The organism is Variovorax paradoxus (assembly GCF_030811855.1).
GTDB classification, from domain to species: Bacteria; Pseudomonadota; Gammaproteobacteria; order Burkholderiales; family Burkholderiaceae_C; genus Variovorax; species Variovorax paradoxus_L.
The window spans coordinates 21,375-38,104 of sequence record NZ_JAUSRN010000014.1 but is presented as its reverse complement, the minus strand read 5'-3'; the positions used below and the strand labels follow the sequence as shown (position 1 = coordinate 38,104).

Annotated in this window: 17 protein-coding genes; 5 read left to right on the top strand and 12 right to left on the bottom strand. The window is 67.1% G+C overall.

Features of this window, described 5'->3' with window-relative positions:
* The first annotated feature begins 98 nt into the window (after positions 1-98).
* The 3 genes from J2X92_RS22965 to J2X92_RS22955 all read left to right on the top strand — a co-directional run bounded on the left by J2X92_RS22965 (position 99) and on the right by J2X92_RS22955 (position 2,670).
* Entirely contained in the window at positions 99-755 is a 657-nt protein-coding gene (locus J2X92_RS22965; RefSeq protein ID WP_307579290.1) for a response regulator, read from the top strand.
* The gene (locus J2X92_RS22960; protein ID WP_307579066.1) at positions 752-2,128 is read left to right on the top strand and encodes a sensor histidine kinase; all 1,377 of its coding nucleotides are present in this window, start codon (positions 752-754) and stop codon (positions 2,126-2,128) included. Before J2X92_RS22965 ends, J2X92_RS22960 begins: the two co-directional genes overlap by 4 nt.
* A 65-nt stretch (positions 2,129-2,193) precedes the next feature.
* Entirely contained in the window at positions 2,194-2,670 is a 477-nt protein-coding gene (locus J2X92_RS22955) for a VOC family protein (RefSeq protein ID WP_307579064.1), read from the top strand.
* Positions 2,671-2,685: 15 nt separating this feature from the next.
* Here the strand turns inward: J2X92_RS22955 and J2X92_RS22950 are convergent, their stop codons facing one another.
* From J2X92_RS22950 to J2X92_RS22895, 12 genes are all read right to left on the bottom strand, one after another.
* On the bottom strand, positions 2,686-4,050 hold the full coding sequence (locus tag J2X92_RS22950; RefSeq protein WP_307579289.1) for an MATE family efflux transporter: 1,365 nt from the start codon (positions 4,048-4,050) through the stop codon (positions 2,686-2,688).
* A gap of 56 nt (positions 4,051-4,106) precedes the next feature.
* Positions 4,107-4,667, bottom strand: coding sequence for a DUF2239 family protein (locus J2X92_RS22945; RefSeq protein ID WP_373424875.1), 561 nt, complete (start codon positions 4,665-4,667; stop codon positions 4,107-4,109).
* An 83-nt stretch (positions 4,668-4,750) separates the two neighbouring features.
* Complete coding sequence (locus tag J2X92_RS22940) at positions 4,751-5,254, bottom strand: hypothetical protein (RefSeq protein WP_307579060.1); 504 nt, start codon at positions 5,252-5,254, stop codon at positions 4,751-4,753.
* Between the two features lie 37 nt (positions 5,255-5,291).
* A complete protein-coding gene (locus J2X92_RS22935; protein ID WP_307579058.1) occupies positions 5,292-6,821 on the bottom strand; it encodes a mannitol dehydrogenase family protein in 1,530 nt (509 codons plus the stop codon).
* A gap of 5 nt (positions 6,822-6,826) precedes the next feature.
* Complete coding sequence (gene manD, locus J2X92_RS22930) at positions 6,827-8,038, bottom strand: D-mannonate dehydratase ManD (RefSeq protein WP_093019511.1); 1,212 nt, start codon at positions 8,036-8,038, stop codon at positions 6,827-6,829.
* 37 nt (positions 8,039-8,075) lie between these two features.
* Positions 8,076-8,861 carry an amino acid ABC transporter ATP-binding protein gene (locus J2X92_RS22925; RefSeq protein WP_307579056.1) on the bottom strand — a complete coding sequence of 262 codons (786 nt, stop codon included), beginning with the start codon at positions 8,859-8,861 and terminating at the stop codon, positions 8,076-8,078.
* A complete protein-coding gene (locus J2X92_RS22920; protein WP_307579054.1) occupies positions 8,858-9,517 on the bottom strand; it encodes an amino acid ABC transporter permease in 660 nt (219 codons plus the stop codon). Before J2X92_RS22920 ends, J2X92_RS22925 begins: the two co-directional genes overlap by 4 nt.
* A gap of 16 nt (positions 9,518-9,533) precedes the next feature.
* On the bottom strand, positions 9,534-10,199 hold the full coding sequence (locus J2X92_RS22915; RefSeq protein WP_307579052.1) for an amino acid ABC transporter permease: 666 nt from the start codon (positions 10,197-10,199) through the stop codon (positions 9,534-9,536).
* Between the two features lie 43 nt (positions 10,200-10,242).
* A complete protein-coding gene (locus J2X92_RS22910; RefSeq protein ID WP_307579050.1) occupies positions 10,243-11,280 on the bottom strand; it encodes an L-idonate 5-dehydrogenase in 1,038 nt (345 codons plus the stop codon).
* Positions 11,281-11,284: 4 nt separating this feature from the next.
* A complete protein-coding gene (locus J2X92_RS22905) occupies positions 11,285-12,139 on the bottom strand; it encodes a substrate-binding periplasmic protein (RefSeq protein WP_307579048.1) in 855 nt (284 codons plus the stop codon).
* Between the two features lie 37 nt (positions 12,140-12,176).
* Positions 12,177-13,007 (bottom strand): substrate-binding periplasmic protein, encoded by an 831-nt coding sequence (locus tag J2X92_RS22900; protein WP_307579046.1) that lies wholly within the window; start codon positions 13,005-13,007, stop codon positions 12,177-12,179.
* A gap of 72 nt (positions 13,008-13,079) precedes the next feature.
* Positions 13,080-13,817, bottom strand: a complete 738-nt coding sequence (locus J2X92_RS22895) for a FadR/GntR family transcriptional regulator (RefSeq protein ID WP_055806636.1) — start codon at positions 13,815-13,817, stop codon at positions 13,080-13,082.
* A 189-nt stretch (positions 13,818-14,006) separates the two neighbouring features.
* Between J2X92_RS22895 and J2X92_RS22890 the strand changes: the two genes are divergently transcribed.
* Together J2X92_RS22890 and J2X92_RS22885 are read left to right on the top strand one after the other, a co-directional pair.
* On the top strand, positions 14,007-16,385 hold the full coding sequence (locus tag J2X92_RS22890) for a Tex family protein (protein WP_307579043.1): 2,379 nt from the start codon (positions 14,007-14,009) through the stop codon (positions 16,383-16,385).
* 77 nt (positions 16,386-16,462) lie between these two features.
* Positions 16,463-16,720, top strand: coding sequence for a type II toxin-antitoxin system Phd/YefM family antitoxin (locus J2X92_RS22885; protein ID WP_307579041.1), 258 nt, complete (start codon positions 16,463-16,465; stop codon positions 16,718-16,720).
* The last annotated feature ends 10 nt before the right edge of the window (positions 16,721-16,730 follow it).

Genomic DNA, 16,730 nt, shown 5'->3' with positions numbered 1-16,730 from the left:
CTCTTGGATGTTTTGATGCACGGCCTTGTCCGTGCAGGAAGATTCTGCCGGTGCCAACCTTTGGCATTGCCAAAGGTTGGCTCGCGCACAATGGCCGTGTGCACATCCTGCTGATCGAAGACGACCTCGACCTTGGCCGCGCCTTGCAGGCCGCGCTCAAGGTCGAGGGTCTGAGCAGCGAATGGCGCCGGCGTGCGGCCGACGCGCCACGCGCGCTGGACGCCACCGTTTTCGATTGCGTGCTGCTCGACCTCTCGTTGCCCGACGGCAGCGGCCTGGACCTGCTCGCGCGCTGGCGGCGGGAGGGCAGCAGCCTTCCGGTCATCGTGATCACCGCGCGCTCGGCGGTGGAAGACCGGTTGGCCGGGCTCGATGGTGGTGCGGACGATTTCGTCATCAAGCCCTTTGCCACCGCCGAGCTCATTTCCCGCATCCGCGCCGTCCTGCGCCGCTCGGCGCGGCAGGCCAGCGAGGTGTGGACCCTGGGCGCGCTGACCATCGAGCCGCGCCGCCACAAGGCCTCGCTGAATGGTGAGCCGCTGGAGCTGTCGCCGCGCGAATTCCGGCTTCTGCTTGAACTCGCGCGCGAACCGGGCGCCGTGGTGGCCAAGGGTGCGCTTGCGCAAAAGCTGGAGCCGCTGGGCGAGCCCTTGGACTTTGCCGCGGTGGAAGTGCATGTGTCGAACCTGCGGCGCAAGATCGGCAGCGCGCTGGTGCACACGGTGCGCGGAGTGGGCTACATGCTCGCCTCATGATGAGCGGCAGGCTGTGGCGCCCCACGCTCGTGCAGCGTGTCTTTCTGGCCGTGCTGCTGGCCTTCGTCTTCGTGCTGCTGGCACTGCAGGCGTACATGTACGTCAACTTCCGGCAGTCGCTGGCCGTCGACCAGGGCTTGAGCAAGCTCGGCCGGTCGCTCACGCAAGCAATTTCGCAGCTCGACGACGAGGCCGGCGTTCGCGCGGTCATCGTGTCGACGGAGACGATCTACAAGACCCTTCGCATCAGCGGCAATCCGCCGGGAACGCTGCGGTTCCAGCTCTGGGACCGCGGCGGCAGGCTGGTCTATTCGTCACCCGGGATACAGGGCGAGCTTCTTGCGGGGCCTCTGCGGCAGGTGACCACTCAAGACATCGGCGGCGAACCGTACTGGGTCTACCAGGATGAAACGCCGCACTGGTCGCTGCGCCTCGCGGAGCCCGAGCGCACCTTTGCCAAGGTGCTGCACAACAACACGCGCAACATGCTGCCCTATCTGCTGCTCGCATTTCCGATCGTGCTGCTGCCGGTCTGGCTCGCGGTGAAACATGGACTGCGGCCATTGCGTCGGTTGGCCGACGGTATCGGCAATCGCAAGGCCACCGACCTTTCACCCCTGGGCGTGGACCCGCCCTATGCCGAGCTCAGGCCGTTGACCTCGGCGCTCGAGCGCATGCTGCAGCAGCTGCGCGACAAGGTGCAGCGCGAGCGCGCCTTCGTGCACGACGCGGCCCACGAGCTGCGAACGCCGATGGCCGTCATCGCAGCCCAGGCGCATGCGCTGGCCGGCGCGGGCACGGGCGAAGACCGGGCGCGCGCGCAGGCCCATCTGGAACAGGCGATCGCGCGGGCCTCGCACCTGACGCAGCAACTGCTCGACCTCGCGCTGCTCGACGAGGCCCAGCCGGCCGCGCCAAGGCGCATCGACGTTGCGCAGCTGGCACGGGAGATCCTCGCGCAGTCGGCACCGCGCGCCATGACGCGCCGTATCGAGCTGACCTTCGATGCGGCCGACAACCTCGGTGCCTCCATCGACGTACCGGCGTTCCAGTCGATCCTGGAAAACCTGCTGAACAACGCCATTCGCTATCTACATGACGGCGGCCAGGTGGCCGTGACGCTGCGCGCGGAAGACGAGGGAATGGTGCTCACCGTGGCTGACGATGGCCCCGGAATACCGGCCACCGAGCGCGAGCAGGTGTTCGAGCGCTTCTATCGCGGGGCGGGCCATGAGGCCAGCGGCTCAGGCCTCGGCCTTTCCATCGTCAGGCAGGCCGTCGCCCGGATGGAGGGCAGGGTCGAAGTGACCGAAGGCCTGTCGAACAAGGGTGTGGCTTTTCGCGTCGTGCTGCCGGTGGTGTCCGAGGGTTGACAAGGACCTCCCACGGCCTGGATATTGAACCCTGAGGTTCATCATCGAAGACACAGGAGATTCCCATGCAGAAGATCTACTCTTGCCTCTGGTTCGACGGCAACGGTGAAGACGCGGTGAAGTTCTACACCGCCATCTTCCCTGACTCGCGCGTGACCGCCAAGCAGTTCTGGGGCGATGAGAACCCCAGCCTGAAGGGCTCGCTGCTCACCGCGACCTTCGAGCTTCAAGGGCAGGAGTTCATGGTGCTCAATGGCGGGCCGCAGTACAAGTTCACGCCGGCCATTTCGATGTGCGTGAAATGCGAGACCCAGGCCGAGGTCGACAACTACTGGGACAAGCTGCTCGAAGGCGGCGGCCAGCCGGTGCAATGCGGCTGGCTCACCGATCGCTTCGGCGTGTCGTGGCAGGTCGTGCCTATGCCCGTGATCCGGATGTTCCAGGACAAGGACCCGGCCAAGGCCGCCCGCGCCATGCAGGCGATGATGAAGATGATCAAGCTCGACATCGCCGGGGTGAAGAAAGCTTTCGACGGAGAGTGACCGCCGCCGCGGCCGCTACACCATGCGCCGGATCGCCTTCTTGCGCCACACCAGGCGGTAGTAGGCGGTCTGCAGCAGCAGCATCGCCCCGAAGGTCACGGGGTACGCATACCAGATGCCGTTGAGCCCGATGCGGTTGCTCATGAACCAGGCCACGGGCACCTCGATGCCGATCAGGCAGAGGATCGAGATGGCCGTGGGCACCAGCACCGACCCGCTGGCCCGCATGATCCCCGAGATGGCCGAGGCCATGCCGAAGATGACGAGGCTCCACAGCATGATGTGCAGCAGCGTCTGCGCGATCTCGATCACCGGCGCGCTGGTGATGAAAAACCCCATCAGGTGGCGCGAGAACAGGTAGCCCAGCAGCACCAGTCCGCCGGTCAGCACGAGGTTCATCAACAGCGCCGTCTTGGCGATGGCGCCCAGCCGGTCCGCACGACCCGCGCCGATGGCCTGCGCGCCAAGGATCGATGCCGTGATGGCAATCGAGATGGCCGGAAACTGCACATAGGCCACCACCTGGTTCACCGCACCATAGGCCGCGGTGGCGCTGGAGCCGTAGCTGTTGACCAGCGAGAGCAGCACCACCTCGGCCAGGGCGACCACGATCATCTGCAAGCCGGTGGGCACGCCGACCTTGAGCACCGCCTTCAAAAGCTTGGGATCGATGCGCAGGTGGCGAATGAATTCCGCGTCGGGCGCAAGCGGGCTGCCGCGCCGGCGCAGGCGCCAACCCAGCCACAGCGTCGAGGCCACGAAGCCCACCACCGTGGCCCAGGCGGCGCTCGCAACGCCCAGTTGCGGCAGGCCGCCCCAGCCGCGGATGAGCGCCGGCGTGACGATGAGGCCGGCCGCGGTCGAAAAGATCAGCGTGAGCAGCGGCGTGACCGTGTCGCCGACCCCGCGCAGCATGGCGGTGGACAGCAGGAACACGAACAGCCCCGGCATCGCGATCAGCATGATGCGGGCATAGCGCGTGGAGTCGGCCAACACGTCGGGCGGCGTGCCCAGGAAGGCGAGCAGCGGCGTGGTGAAGGCGCCGCCGAACACGGCCACCGCCAGCCCCAGCAGCATGCCGACCGACAGCGTGGTACCGGCGATGGCCTTGACCTTGGCGATATCGCGCGCGCCCCAGGCCTGGCCGATGAGCACTGAAGCGCCAGCACCCAGCCCGATGACGAAGGCGATGAAGAAGAACATCACCGGGAAGAAGCTCGACACGGCCGCCAGCGCACTAACGCCGATCATCTGCCCGATGTAGATGTTGTTGATGGTGCCGGAGAGCGACTGCAGGATGTTGCTGAGCAGCATCGGCGCGAGAAAGAACAGGAAGGTCTTCCACAGCGCGCGCGGGGCATTGACGGGCGCGACTGGCATACCGCGCAGTCCGGTCTCGTCGGCGGAGGCTTGGGTCACGGAGCCTGGCGTCGCGCTCATGCGGCGCTCCAGCCGGCGGCGGAAAGCTTCTGCAGATGCGCCTGGATGTCTTCGGGCCACGGCGCGACCAGCTCATCGAAACGCGCGCGTTCGCCCGCGAACAGAGCGCGCGTGGCTTCCTCGAAGCCGGGCAGGTCGCCTGCGATGGCCGTCATGAACCGGTAGGTGGCTTCGCGCGCGGCACGCTCGGTGTCGCGGTCCGCGTTCACGCGGCGCGCCTCGTCGACGAGGCGCCGCAACGCGACGGAGGCACCGCCGGGCTGGCGCCCGAGCCAGTCCCAGTGGCGCGGCAGCAGGGTGACTTCGCGCGCCACCACGCCGAGCTTGGGGCGCCCGACACCGCGCGGCGCTTCGTCGTGGGCTTCGAGTTCCGCGGGCACTGCGTCTTCGCGCAGATCGAGATCGACTTGCGCGCCGGTCGAATCGTCGAACAGCAGCACGGAAGCCGCATCGGCGCGTTGGCGCAACTGCGCGAGCACCTCGGCGCGGGAACCCCCTGCAACGCGCTGGAAGCCGGAGAACGCGGTGAGGGTGGAGGAGGCCAAGGCTGTTGGAATTGTTGGAGCTGGCGTGGAGATATTCATGCGCCACATTTTATCCGGGTAAAACGTAGAATGCAATCTACCCGGATAAAATTAATCTACTGGAGCGCCTGGCCGCGCAGCCGGCGCCAAACGCGGTAGATCCGTCGGTTGACCGCGCGCACCACGCGCCAGGGGCGGCTCTCGCGAACCAGCGTCAGCACGCGGTTCTTCCAGGCTTTCCAGCGCGGGTACCAGCGCGCAAACAGCGGAATGCGCATGAGCGCGCCCTCGACCAGCTGGAAGATGCGCGCCACGAAGGCGGTGCCGATCAACTTGGCAATGATCAATACCGTCACGCCGCTGGCTGCGTGACCGCGGCCGAACAGGAAGAGCGCCAGCACCTTCACCGGCAGCAGCAGGAGCACCGGCAGCAGAAAAGCCAGCAGGGCTCCCCAGGGCGGCAGCGTGCGCAGCCAGTCCTCAGCGCGCGCCCAGAGCGGCAGGCGGGCCAGGCGGCGGACCAGCGCGGCAAGCGGCTCCCAACCCCATTCCTCGAAAAGAAGAATGGGCACGAGCAGCGCCGCGGCAAGGGCGCGCAGGAGTCGGGTGAAGATGCGCATGGCCAAGGCATTGTGACTGCGGGCCGCGCCCGCCCACTCAGGCCGCCGCTCGGGCGAGGATCGCCAGCGTCTGGAGCACGCCCACTTCGCGCAGCGCACGAAGTTGCGTCGCCACGGCGGAGACGAAACGCGCATCGCGTCCCAGGTCGTTGCCGAACACCGGCGCGAAAGTCGCAAGCAGGGCCACGCGAGCTTCATCGGCCTGCGCCGGCTCGGCGGCTCTTGCTGCGCGTTCAGCCGCCGCGCAGCGTTCGGCCAGCGCATCGGCCAACGGATCCTGAATCTCGTGGCGGCGGCCGAGTTCGTCCACGCCGCGAAGGTAGTGCAGCCAGGCCGCGACGGCGAGCGCAAGGCAGTCGATGGGAGCGCCGGCGGCGAGCCGATCGCGCACGGTGCCCAGCAGGCGCTGCGGCAGCTTCTGCGAGCCATCCATCGCAATCTGCGCGGTGCGGTGCGCGAGCGCCGGGTTGGCGAAACGCTCGAGCAGGCGCTGGCGGTAGGCATCGAAATCCAGCCCAGGAAGCGCCGGCAGCGTGGGCGCGATCTCCTCGCGCATGAGCCGATCCAGGTAGCGGTGCAGGGCCGGCGTGCCGACGGCGCGGTCCACGGTGTCGAGGCCGGCCATGGCACCCAGGTACGCGAGTGCCGAATGCGAGCCGTTGACCATGCGCAGCTTCAGCGTCTCGAAGGGGCGAGCATCGGCCACGAAGCGGGCGCCGCCGGCATCCCAGGCCGGACGGCCGGCTGCGAAATCATCCTCCACCACCCATTCGAGAAAGCGTTCACCGACCACCGGCCAAGCGTCCTCCAGGCCGAGCGCGGTGTTCACCTGTGCACGGTCGGCCTCGGTGGTGCGCGGCACGATGCGGTCCACCATCGAACAGGGGAAACTGCAGTGCTCGGCGATCCAGCGGGCCAACTGAGGATCGACGAGCTGCGCGAAGTCCAGCACCAGGCCGCGCAGCAGGTGGCCGTTGGAGGGCAGGTTGTCGAGCGACAGCAAGGTCACCGGCACCAGCCCGCGCAGCTGGCGCAGGCGCAGGCCCGACACCAGGAACCCGAGCGTGCCGCGTGGTGCATCGAGGCGCGCCAGGTCGTGCCGCACGTCGGGATGGTCGGCGCGCAGCGCACCCGTGGCCGGATCGTGACAGTAGCCTTTTTCCGTGACGGTGAGGCTCACGATGCGGGTCGAGGGATGGGCGATGCGCGCAAGCACCGCCGCCGGGTCTTCGGCCGCGACCTGCACGCCGAGCACGCAGCCGATGACCTGCAACGACGCGCGCGGCGTGCCGGTCTCGTCCACGTCGCGCAACGCGAGCGTGTAGAGGCCGTCCTGCGGCGCGAGCGCATCGCGCGTTTCGGCGCTGCGCAGCGACACGCCTGCAATGCCCCAGCTGAGGTCGCCGCTGGCATGCAGCGCCGCCTCATTGACGGCAGCCAGGTGCCCGCGCTGGAACGCGCCGACGCCCAAGTGGACGATGCCCGCCTCGAGCGCGGCGCGGTCATAGGCGGGGCGCGCCACTACGGACGGCAGCGCGGCCAGCGTGTCGGGGTGCAGCCTCTGCATGGCGCTCACCAGTTCCACAGCGTGCCGTCGTGCTGCTGGCGGTTCACCGGCAAGTAGGCGCGCTTGTAGGGGTACTTGGCGGCCAGCGCCTCGTCGATCTCCACGCCGTGGCCGGGCACGTCGCCGGGGTAGAGCATGCCCTGGTCGAAGGTGTAGGCATGCGGAAACACCGCATCGGTTTCCTCGGTGTGGCGCATGTACTCCTGGATGCCGAAGTTGGGCACCCACAGGTCGAAGTGCAGCGCCGCGCCCATGCACACCGGCGACAGATCGGTGGCGCCGTGGCAGCCCGTGCGCACCTGGTAGAGCGAGGCCAGGTCGGCGATGCGGCGCAGGTGCGTGATGCCGCCGGCATGGACCACGGTGGCGCGCACGTAGTCGATCAGCTGGTTCTCGATCAGCTCCTTGCAGTCCCAGATGGAGTTGAAGATCTCGCCCACCGCCAGCGGTGTGGTGGTGTGCTGGCGGATCAGGCGGAAGGCGTCCTGGTTCTCGGCCGGCGTGGCGTCCTCCATCCAGAAGAGGTTGAAGGGCTCCAGCGACTTGCCCAGGCGTCCCGCCTCGATGGGCGTGAGGCGGTGGTGCACATCGTGCAGCAAGTGGTGCTCGAAGCCGAGCTTTTCGCGGATGCGCTCGAACAGCTTGGGCGTGTGGCGCAGGTATTTTTCGGTGGACCAGTCGTGCTCGGAGGGCAGGTCGGCATCGGCGGGTTCGTAGAACAGCGTGCCCTTGCCGACGCCATAGACTTTTTCCAGCCCCGGCACGCCGCTCTGCGCGCGGATGGCCTTGTAGCCGGCGTCCGCATAGCGCAGCACCTCGTCCACCGTGTGCTCGATGTCGCTGCCGTTGGCATGGCCGTAGACCATCACGCCGGTGCGGCTCTTGCCGCCCAAAAGCTGATACAGCGGCAGGCCCGCGGCCTTGGCCTTGATGTCCCACAAGGCGGTGTCCACGGCGGCGATGGCGGTCATGGTGACCGGGCCGCGGCGCCAGTAGGCGCCCTTGTAGAGGTACTGCCAGATGTCCTCGATCTGGTGCGCGTCGCGGCCGATCAGACAGGGGATGACATGCTCGGTGAGGTAGGCGGCAACGGAGAGTTCGCGCCCGTTGAGCGTGGCGTCGCCGATGCCGGTCAGGCCTTCGTCGGTTTCGATCTTGAGGGTGACGAAGTTGCGGCCAGGGCTGCAGACGATGACGCGGGCGTTGGTGATTTTCATGGTTGAAGCGAGAAAAGATGGCGGCGGCGTTCGTTCGTCAGCCGTTCCAGCCGAGATGGCCAAGGAAGTCGCGCGTGCGTTCCACGGTGGGTTGCTCGAAGATCTGCGCCGGCGGGCCCTGTTCGATGATGGCGCCGGACTCGAACACCACCACCCAGTCGGCCACGCGCCGCGCAAAGCCCATTTCATGCGTGACCACGATCATGGTCATGCCCTCCTGGGCGAGCTTTTGCATCACGCTGAGCACTTCGCCCACGGTCTCGGGGTCGAGCGCGGAGGTGGGTTCGTCGAACAGCATCACCTCCGGCTCCATGGCCAGCGCGCGGGCGATGGCCACGCGCTGCTGCTGGCCGCCGGAAAGATTGGCCGGGAAGCTGCCCGCCTTGGCGGACAGGCCGACCTTCTCCAGCAGTGCCATGGCGCGCGCCTTGGCCTCGGCCTCGCGCATGCCCAGCACGGTGATGGGGCCCATGGCAACGTTGTCGAGTGCCGACTTGTGCGGGAACAGCTCGAAGCTCTGGAACACCATGCCCATGCGCTGGCGCACCTTGCGCACCGCCGACTCCTGCACGGGCAGCGGCACGCCGTCGATCAGCACGCGCCCGCCGTTGATCGTCTCCAGCGCGTTGGTACAGCGCAGCAGGGTCGATTTGCCAGAGCCGGAAGGGCCGATCAGGCACATCACCTCGCCCTTGTGGACCTGCAGCGAGACGCCGTTGAGCGCCACGAAGTCGCCATAGAGCTTTCGCACGTCCTCATAGACCAGCACCGGCGGCTGGTCGGCGTTCTTGCGCGCGGGGGCGCGGGCGATGTCGTTCATCATTCCTTGACTCCATATTTGCGGTGGATCCAGTCCACCAGCTTGGCTTGCGGGTAGCCCATCAGCCAGTAGAGAACGGCCATGGCGGTGAGCATCTCCAGCACGCGGAAGGTCTGCGCGCGGATCTGCATTGCCGAATAGGCCAGCTCGCTCACGGCAATGACCGACACCAGCGAGGTGTCCTTGAAGAGCGAAACCCAGGTGCTCGCGATCACCGGCAGGATGCGGCGCCCCGCCTGCGGGATGACCACCTTGAACATGGCCTGGCGGCGCGACATGCCCATGGCGAGCGCCGCCTCCAGCTGCCCCTTGCGGATGGAGTTGATGCCGGCGCGAAAGGTCTCGGCGTTGTAGGCCGAGACGTTGAGCACCAGGGCCACCAGCGCGGTGACGAGCGGGGAGAGCTGCAACTCGACCGCCATCGGCATCACGTAGAAGACCCAGTAGATGACCAGGATCAACGGCAGGTTGCGAAAGAACTCCACGAAGCCGAGCGAGGCCGACTGCAGCAGCTTGTTCGACGACAGCCGCATGAGCGCCAGCATGATGCCGCCCGGCACGGCCAGCAGCATGGTCAGCACCGTCAGTCCGACGGTGAGCGCCGCGCCTTCGAGCAAGGCCTGGCGGTGCGTCCAGATCACGGACCAATCGAAAGTCATTGGATGGCCCTCTTCATCATGAACGCCCCAGATGCGCGACGCGGTGGTACAGCCTGTCGATCCCGCGCGTGACCGGGAACAGGATGACGAAGTACGCCACCATCACCGCGGTGAACACTTCCACCGGCCGGTAGCTCTGACCCGCCACGGTCTCGGCGCGGTGCATCAGCTCGGGCACGGCAATCACGGTGGCAATGGCGGTGTCCTTGATGGCGATGGTGAGGATCGAGCCGAAGGCCGGCAGCATGCGAATGGTGGCCTGCGGCAGCAGCACCTTGCGCAGCAGCTGTGCGCGCGACATGCCCAGCGCCAGTGCGGCACGCGTCTGGCCCGGCCGGACCGATTCGATGCCGGCGCGGATCACCTCGGCGGCATAGGCCGCGATGTGCAGCGTCAGCGCGATCACCGCGGCCCAGAACGGCGCAAAGGTGAAGCCCACGAGCAGCGGGAACGCAAAGTACATCCACACCAGCACCACCAGCACCGGGATGGCGCGCATGGAGTCGATGTAGAAGATGAGCACCGGGCGCAGCCAGCCGGGGCCGTACAGCCGCAGCAGCGCGATCACCAGGCCCGCCAGGATGCTGGTGACGGCACTGATGAGGCTGAGCGCGACCGTGACGCCCAGGCCGCTGGCAAAGAAGCGCCAGTTGTCCGCAATCGGCGAGAAATCGAATTCCATTGAAGCTCCGCGAGAGTAGGGCGGGGAAGGGCAAGCAATCTCGTCAGAACGTGACGAGCACCTTCATCGCGCGGTGCCGGTCCGCCGCCAGCGCGAAGGCGTCGTGCACGCGCGCCACCGGCACCGCCTCGGTCAGCAGGGGCGATACGTCCAGCACGCCGCGGCTCAGGTAGTCCACGGCCCAGGCGTATTCGTCGACGAAGCGGAAGCTGCCGACCAGGTGCAGGCTCTTGACCATGATCTGGTTGAAGGGACAGGTCTCGCTGTTGCCGCCGAGCGTGCCGACCTGCACGATGGTGCCGCGCGGGCGCGTCGACCGGATGCAATTGGCCAGGCCGTCGTAATGGCCCGAGACCTCGAAGCACGCATCGATCTGACCCTTGTCCGCCGCCAGCGCCTGCAGCGCGTCGGGTTCCTTGGCCGCATTGATGGTGCGCGTTGCGCCCACGCGGGTGCAGGCCGCGAGCGTCTCGTCGACGATGTCCACCGCAATGAGCTGGCTCGCGCCCGCAAGCTTGGCGGCCATGAGGATCAGCGCGCCGATGGGACCGGCGCCCACCACCATCACCGTCTTGCCAAGCAGCGAGCCGGCCTCCTGCACCGCATGCAGCGCCACGGCCAGCGGCTCGCCGAAGGCGGCCAGCTCGAACGACAGCGTGTCGGGCACGGCGAGGCACTGCGTGGCCTCCACCACCACCTGTTCGCGCATCGCGCCCTGCATGTGGGGCCAGCGGCTGGCGCTGCCGAAGAAGTGCACGTTCTCGCAATGGTTGGAGGCGCCCGCGCGGCAGAAGCGGCAGACACCGCAGGTGCGCGATGGGTTGAGGGCCACGCGGTCGCCCGGCTTCACCGAGCTGACTTGCGCGCCCACTTCGATGACTTGCCCGGAGGCCTCGTGCCCTGGCGTCAGCGGCGCGCGGATGACGAAGTCGCCCACGCGGCCATGGCGGTAGTAGTGCAGATCGGAGCCGCAGATGCCGACCGCCTTGACGGCCACGCGCACCTGGGTGGGCGCCAGCGCTTCGGCCGGACGTTCGGCGAGGCGCAGGTCGAGCGCGCCGTGGATTTCGCAGTTCAGCATGGCGTTACTTCAGGTTCTGCGTCATGCGGCGCTCTTCTTCGCTCAGCGCGGGCTGCATGCGCTGGGCCACAGCGCGCAGCCAGTCGAGGTACACCTGCTGTTCCTTTGCCACACCCATGCCGGTCTGGATCTGGAAGATCTTGCTGTCCTGGCAGTCGTTTTCCTTGGGGAACACGGCCAAGCCCTTCACCTTCTTGCTGATGTTGGGCCACAGCATGCGGTTGAGCGGCGCCACGTCGGAGCGGCCGGCCAACACCTCTTCGATGGGAGCGACCGAGCCAGAGTTGGCAACGCCGCGCAGTTTGGCCTTGGAGAACTGCTGGCGCACCAGCGGCTCCTCGCCCGCGCCCGAGAAATACGCCATGGTGATCTCGGGCTTGTTGAAGTCCTCGAGGGAGCGCGCACCGGTGAACTTCGGGTTGTCGGCGCGGCCGAACATGCACACGCCAGTGCTGGAGAAGGTGACGAAGTCGATGATCTTGGCGCGCTCGGCCGTCTCGTTCAGCGGCCCGATCATGATGTCCATCTGGTTGGCCGTGAGCGCGGGCACCTTGGTTTCGTGGCTCACCGCCACGGGCTCCACCTTCACGCCCAAGAGCTTGGCGAATTCCTTGCCCAGCGTCCACGACGGGCCGGACCACGGCTCGCCATCGCCGGCCGTGTTCTGCGCCAGCCAGGGCGGGTTGTTGACCACGCCCACGCGCAGCACGCCGGCCTTGCGAATGGCGTCCACGCGCGGACTCGCGCCGGGTGCCGGCGGGGTTTGGGCCGACGCGCCCACGCAAGCGCCGGCCAGGGCGGCGGCGAGTGCTGCGCTGGCCAGCTTACGGCCGAAGAAGGTGCTGGGGATGTGTGACATGAGGGTCTCCTGCTTTTGGGGCTGATGTGCGACTTGCTTATTTCAGTGCGCCGATGACGCGGGCCTCGTCGGCATCGAGCTGCGCCTTCCGGGCCTTTGCCACCTGCCGCAGCCAGTCGAGGTAGGCGGGCTGGTTCTTGTCGACGGCCAGGCCGACCGGCGAGGCCTTCTCGGTACTACCTTGGCAGTTGTTTTCCTTGGGCAGGACGGCCAGGCCCTTGACCTTCTGCTGCAGCCCGACCCAGGGCACGCGGTTGATCGGGGCCGCGTCGGCGCGGCGCGCCATGATTTCTTCGACCGGGGCCGTGGCGCCGGAACTGGCGACGGCGCGCAGCTTGGCCTTGGGGAAGCGCTCCTTGACCCAGCCTTCCTCGGCGCCGCCGGTGAAGTAGGCGATGGTCACCTCGGGCCGGTTGAGGTCGTCGACCGAAGTGGCCTTGGCCAGCTTGGCGTTGTCGGCACGGCCGAACATACACACGCTGGTGGTGGAGTAGGCGACGAAATCGACCACCTTCAGCCGCTCCGGCGTTTCGCCCAGCGGGCTGATGGTCATGTCGACCTGGTTCGACGCCAGCACCGGCACTTTGGTCTCGTGCGACACCGGCACCGTGCTGAGCTTGACGCCGAGCAGGCGGGCGTACTCCTTGGCCAGTAGCCATGCCGGGCCACTCCAGGGCTCGCCGTTGCCGGTGGTGTTCTCGATCAGCCAGGGCGCGTTCTGCAGCACGCCGACGCGCAGCTCGCCGGCCTTGCGGATGGCATCGATGCGTGGGCTCGCGCCGGCCGCGGGCGGCTCTTGCGCATGCGTGCTGCCGAAGATGCCGGCAAGCAACAGTGCGGTCAGGCCGCGGGCGAGGATGGGCTTCATGGGTTGTGTCTCCGTCTTTTCGAGGGTGAAGCGCCGCCGCGCATCGCCGCGGCAGACGCTGCGGGGCGGGGGCTAGCGCCAGCTCTGGGCGAACTCGCCGATGACGCGTTCCAGGTGCGCCCGCATGGCCAGCCGTGCGGCATCGGCGTCGCCCGAGACGATCGCGGCAAAGATGCGCTGGTGGTCGTCCTGCGACTTCAGGCGCAGGTCGGGCGAATGAAAGTGCTGCTCGATCTGGGTCCAGATCGGGCCCTTCGCTTGATCCCAGAGGTTCGTCACCGTTTGCAGCAGCACGCTGTTGCCGGTGGATTCGGCGATGTGCAGGTGGTACATGCGGTCGGCCGCCTCGTTGGCTTCCTTGTCGTGCATCTGCTCGCGCATGGTGGCAAGCGCGCCGAACATCTTGTCCAGGTCGGCGTCCTTGCGCGTGGTGGCCGCCAGCGATGCGATCTCGGATTCGATCAGGCAGCGCGCACGCAGCAACTCGAAAGGCCCGGCGCCGGTTTCCTGGACCACCGGCAGCCGCGTTGGCGCGTCCTGCGCCTGGCAGATGTAGATGCCCGAGCCGCCGCGCACCTCGACCACGCCCTGTAGCTCCAGCGCAATGATGGCCTCGCGCACCGAGGTGCGGCTGACGTCGAAGCGCTCCGCCAATGCTCTTTCGGACGGCAGTCTCTGGCCAACCAAAAACTCACCCTGTTTGACCAATTCGAAAATATTGGCCGCCAGGCGTTGGTACGGCTTCTCCATCTGAGGTTGGCCGATTTTCGACATCGTCGCGGAAGAGGGATGGATGAGCTTGAGTGCCATGGCGTTTCAAAGTGGTTGGACCACATTGTGCGTGGCCAACCAATTTGACCCATAGTGGTTTACCACTAAGGCCGAGCGCTTCCGCAGTGCCCCGGCTGCTGTTGGAGTGGCCGCACCCTATGGCAAACTTCCCGGCTTTATCCGCAAGGCGTCCGAGCGGCGTCGCCAGTTCCAGGGATCCCCTCCGACATGCAAAAAATCATTCGCCAGCTCGCCACCGAGATCAAGGTCGGCGAGCACCAGGTGAAGGCTGCCATCGAACTGCTCGATGGCGGTGCCACGGTTCCGTTCATTGCCCGCTACCGCAAAGAGGTGACCGACGGCCTCGACGACATCCAGCTGCGCGAACTGGAAGCACGCCTTTCATACCTGCGCGAACTCGAAGACCGCCGCGCCGCAGTGCTCAAGAGCATCGACGAGCAGGGCAAGCTCACGCCCCAATTGCGTGCCGCAATCGAATTCGCGCCGACCAAGCAGGAACTCGAAGACCTGTATCTGCCGTTCAAGCAGAAGCGTCGCACCAAGGGACAGATTGCGCGCGAGTTCGGCATCGAGCCGCTGGCCGACAAGCTGCTGGCCGACCCGACGCTCGATCCCGCGGTGGAAGCCAAGGCCTTCCTTCAGCCCGCCACCACGCTGGACGATGGCAAGCCGGGCCCCGATTTTTCTACCGTGCCGGCCGTGCTCGACGGCGTGCGCGACATTCTTTCCGAGCGCTGGGCCGAAGACGCAGCGCTGGTGCAGCGGCTGCGCGAATGGCTGTGGGCCGAAGGCCTGCTCAAGTCGACGCTGATGGCCGGCAAGGACGAGAACAACGCCGATGTCGCCAAGTTTCGCGACTACTTCGACTATGACGAGCCGATCGGCCGCGTGCCTTCGCACCGCGCGCTGGCGGTGTTCCGTGGCCGCACGCTCGAGATCCTGGATGCCAAGCTGGTGCTGCCGGTCGAGCCCGAACCGGGCAAGCCCAGCATCGCCGAAGGCAAGATCGCGCTGCACCTGGGCTGGAGCCACGCCGGGCGGCCGAGCGACGACCTGATCCGCAAGTGCGTGGCCTGGACCTGGCGCGTGAAGCTGGCGCTCTCCACAGAGCGCGACCTGTTCACCCGCCTGCGCGAAGACGCAGAGAAGGTCGCGATCAAGGTGTTTGCCGACAACCTGCGCGACCTGCTGCTGGCTGCGCCGGCCGGCCCGCGCGTGGTGATGGGCCTGGACCCCGGCATCCGCACCGGCGTGAAGGTGGCCGTGGTCGATGCCACCGGCAAGCTGGTCGAAACCGCCACGGTATTCCCGCACGAGCCGCGCAAGGACTGGGAAGGCTCGCTGCACACGCTCGGCAAGCTCTGCGCCAAGCATGGCGTGAACCTGATCGCCATCGGCAACGGCACCGCGAGCCGCGAGACCGACAAGCTGGCGGCCGACCTCATCAAGCTGCTCGCCAAGATGGCCGCACAGGCGGGTGCGCCCGAGATGACGGTCGACAAGGTGGTGGTCAGCGAGGCGGGTGCTTCGGTGTATTCCGCCAGCGAATTCGCCTCGCAGGAAATGCCCGACGTGGATGTGAGCTTGCGCGGCGCCGCCAGCATTGCGCGCCGCCTTCAAGACCCGCTGGCCGAGCTGGTGAAGATCGACCCCAAGAGCATCGGCGTGGGCCAGTACCAGCACGACGTGAACCAGAGCGAACTGGCGCGCACGCTCCAGGCCGTGGTGGAAGACTGCGTGAACTCGGTGGGCGTGGACCTCAACACCGCGAGCGTGCCTTTGCTGTCGCGCGTGTCCGGCCTGTCGGCCAGCGTGGCCAAAGCGGTGGTGCGCTGGCGTGAATCGAACGGCGCGTTCTCCACCCGCAAGCAGCTGCTCGACGTGACCGGCTTCGGCCCCAAGGCTTTCGAGCAGAGCGCGGGTTTCTTGCGCATCCGCGGCGGCGCCGACCCGCTGGACATCACCGGGGTGCACCCCGAAACCTATCCGCTGGTCGAGCAGATCATCGTCAAGACCGGCAAGCCGATTGCCGAGTTGATGGGCCGTGCCGAAATGCTCAAGACGCTGAAGCCGGAGCTCTTCGCCAACGAGAAGTTCGGCGTCATCACGGTGAAGGACATCCTCGGCGAACTCGAGAAGCCCGGCCGCGACCCGCGCCCCGACTTCAAGGTGGCGCGCTTCAACGACGGCGTGGACGACATCAAGGACCTGGTCGAGGGCATGATCCTCGAGGGCACTGTGAGCAACGTGGCGCAGTTCGGCGCCTTCATCGACCTGGGCGTGCACCAGGATGGCCTGGTGCACGTGAGCCAGCTGAGCCACAAGTTCGTGAACGACGCGCGCGAGGTCGTGAAGACCGGCGACATCGTCAAGGTCAAGGTGATGGAAGTGGACGTGGCGCGCAAGCGCATTGGACTGTCGATGAAGCTCGACGCAGCGCCTGCGCGACGCGACGGGCCCCGCGACAACCGCTTCGAAGGCGCGGGGCGCGGCCAGCAGCAGCAGGGCGCGCGCCGCGACAACGCGCCGCAGCCTGCGGGCCAGATGGCGAGCGCTTTCGCCAAGCTGCAGGGGCTGCGAAAGTAGGTGTGGGCATATTTGCAGCCGGCCTGTTAAACTAGTCAGAACACTAGTCAGAACACTAGTCAGACAAGGCGGCTCAAATGAAAACCTGGCCCGTGCAAGACGCCAAGGCGCGTTTCAGCGAGTTTCTTGAGGCTTGTCTCGCAGACGGGCCGCAAATGGTCACCAAGCGGGGGGCCGAGGCCGCTGTGCTGGTGCCGGCGGAAGAGTGGCGGCGATTGCATGCTACGGCCAAGCCCTCCCTCAAGGAATTGCTGCTCTCGGCCGAGGCACGCACCGAGTTTCTCGTTCCGCAGCGCGGCGCGGCACGCCGGCGGCGCATCAACCCGATCCGCTGAGGCCGGTGGT

Excerpts from the sequence above, each read along its gene's own strand:
- J2X92_RS22960 (WP_307579066.1), top strand. The coding sequence starts at position 752 with ATGATGAGCGGCAGGCTGTGGCGCCCCACGCTCGTGCAGCGTGTCTTT.
- J2X92_RS22955 (WP_307579064.1), top strand. The coding sequence starts at position 2,194 with ATGCAGAAGATCTACTCTTGCCTCTGGTTCGACGGCAACGGTGAAGAC.
- J2X92_RS22950 (WP_307579289.1), bottom strand. The coding sequence starts at position 4,050 with ATGCCAGTCGCGCCCGTCAATGCCCCGCGCGCGCTGTGGAAGACCTTC.
- J2X92_RS22940 (WP_307579060.1), bottom strand. The coding sequence starts at position 5,254 with ATGCGCATCTTCACCCGACTCCTGCGCGCCCTTGCCGCGGCGCTGCTC.
- J2X92_RS22935 (WP_307579058.1), bottom strand. The coding sequence starts at position 6,821 with ATGCAGAGGCTGCACCCCGACACGCTGGCCGCGCTGCCGTCCGTAGTG.
- manD (WP_093019511.1), bottom strand. The coding sequence starts at position 8,038 with ATGAAAATCACCAACGCCCGCGTCATCGTCTGCAGCCCTGGCCGCAAC.
- J2X92_RS22925 (WP_307579056.1), bottom strand. The coding sequence starts at position 8,861 with ATGATGAACGACATCGCCCGCGCCCCCGCGCGCAAGAACGCCGACCAG.
- J2X92_RS22920 (WP_307579054.1), bottom strand. The coding sequence starts at position 9,517 with ATGACTTTCGATTGGTCCGTGATCTGGACGCACCGCCAGGCCTTGCTC.
- J2X92_RS22915 (WP_307579052.1), bottom strand. The coding sequence starts at position 10,199 with ATGGAATTCGATTTCTCGCCGATTGCGGACAACTGGCGCTTCTTTGCC.
- J2X92_RS22910 (WP_307579050.1), bottom strand. The coding sequence starts at position 11,280 with ATGCTGAACTGCGAAATCCACGGCGCGCTCGACCTGCGCCTCGCCGAA.
- J2X92_RS22905 (WP_307579048.1), bottom strand. The coding sequence starts at position 12,139 with ATGTCACACATCCCCAGCACCTTCTTCGGCCGTAAGCTGGCCAGCGCA.
- J2X92_RS22900 (WP_307579046.1), bottom strand. The coding sequence starts at position 13,007 with ATGAAGCCCATCCTCGCCCGCGGCCTGACCGCACTGTTGCTTGCCGGC.
- J2X92_RS22895 (WP_055806636.1), bottom strand. The coding sequence starts at position 13,817 with ATGGCACTCAAGCTCATCCATCCCTCTTCCGCGACGATGTCGAAAATC.
- J2X92_RS22890 (WP_307579043.1), top strand. The coding sequence starts at position 14,007 with ATGCAAAAAATCATTCGCCAGCTCGCCACCGAGATCAAGGTCGGCGAG.
- J2X92_RS22885 (WP_307579041.1), top strand. The coding sequence starts at position 16,463 with ATGAAAACCTGGCCCGTGCAAGACGCCAAGGCGCGTTTCAGCGAGTTT.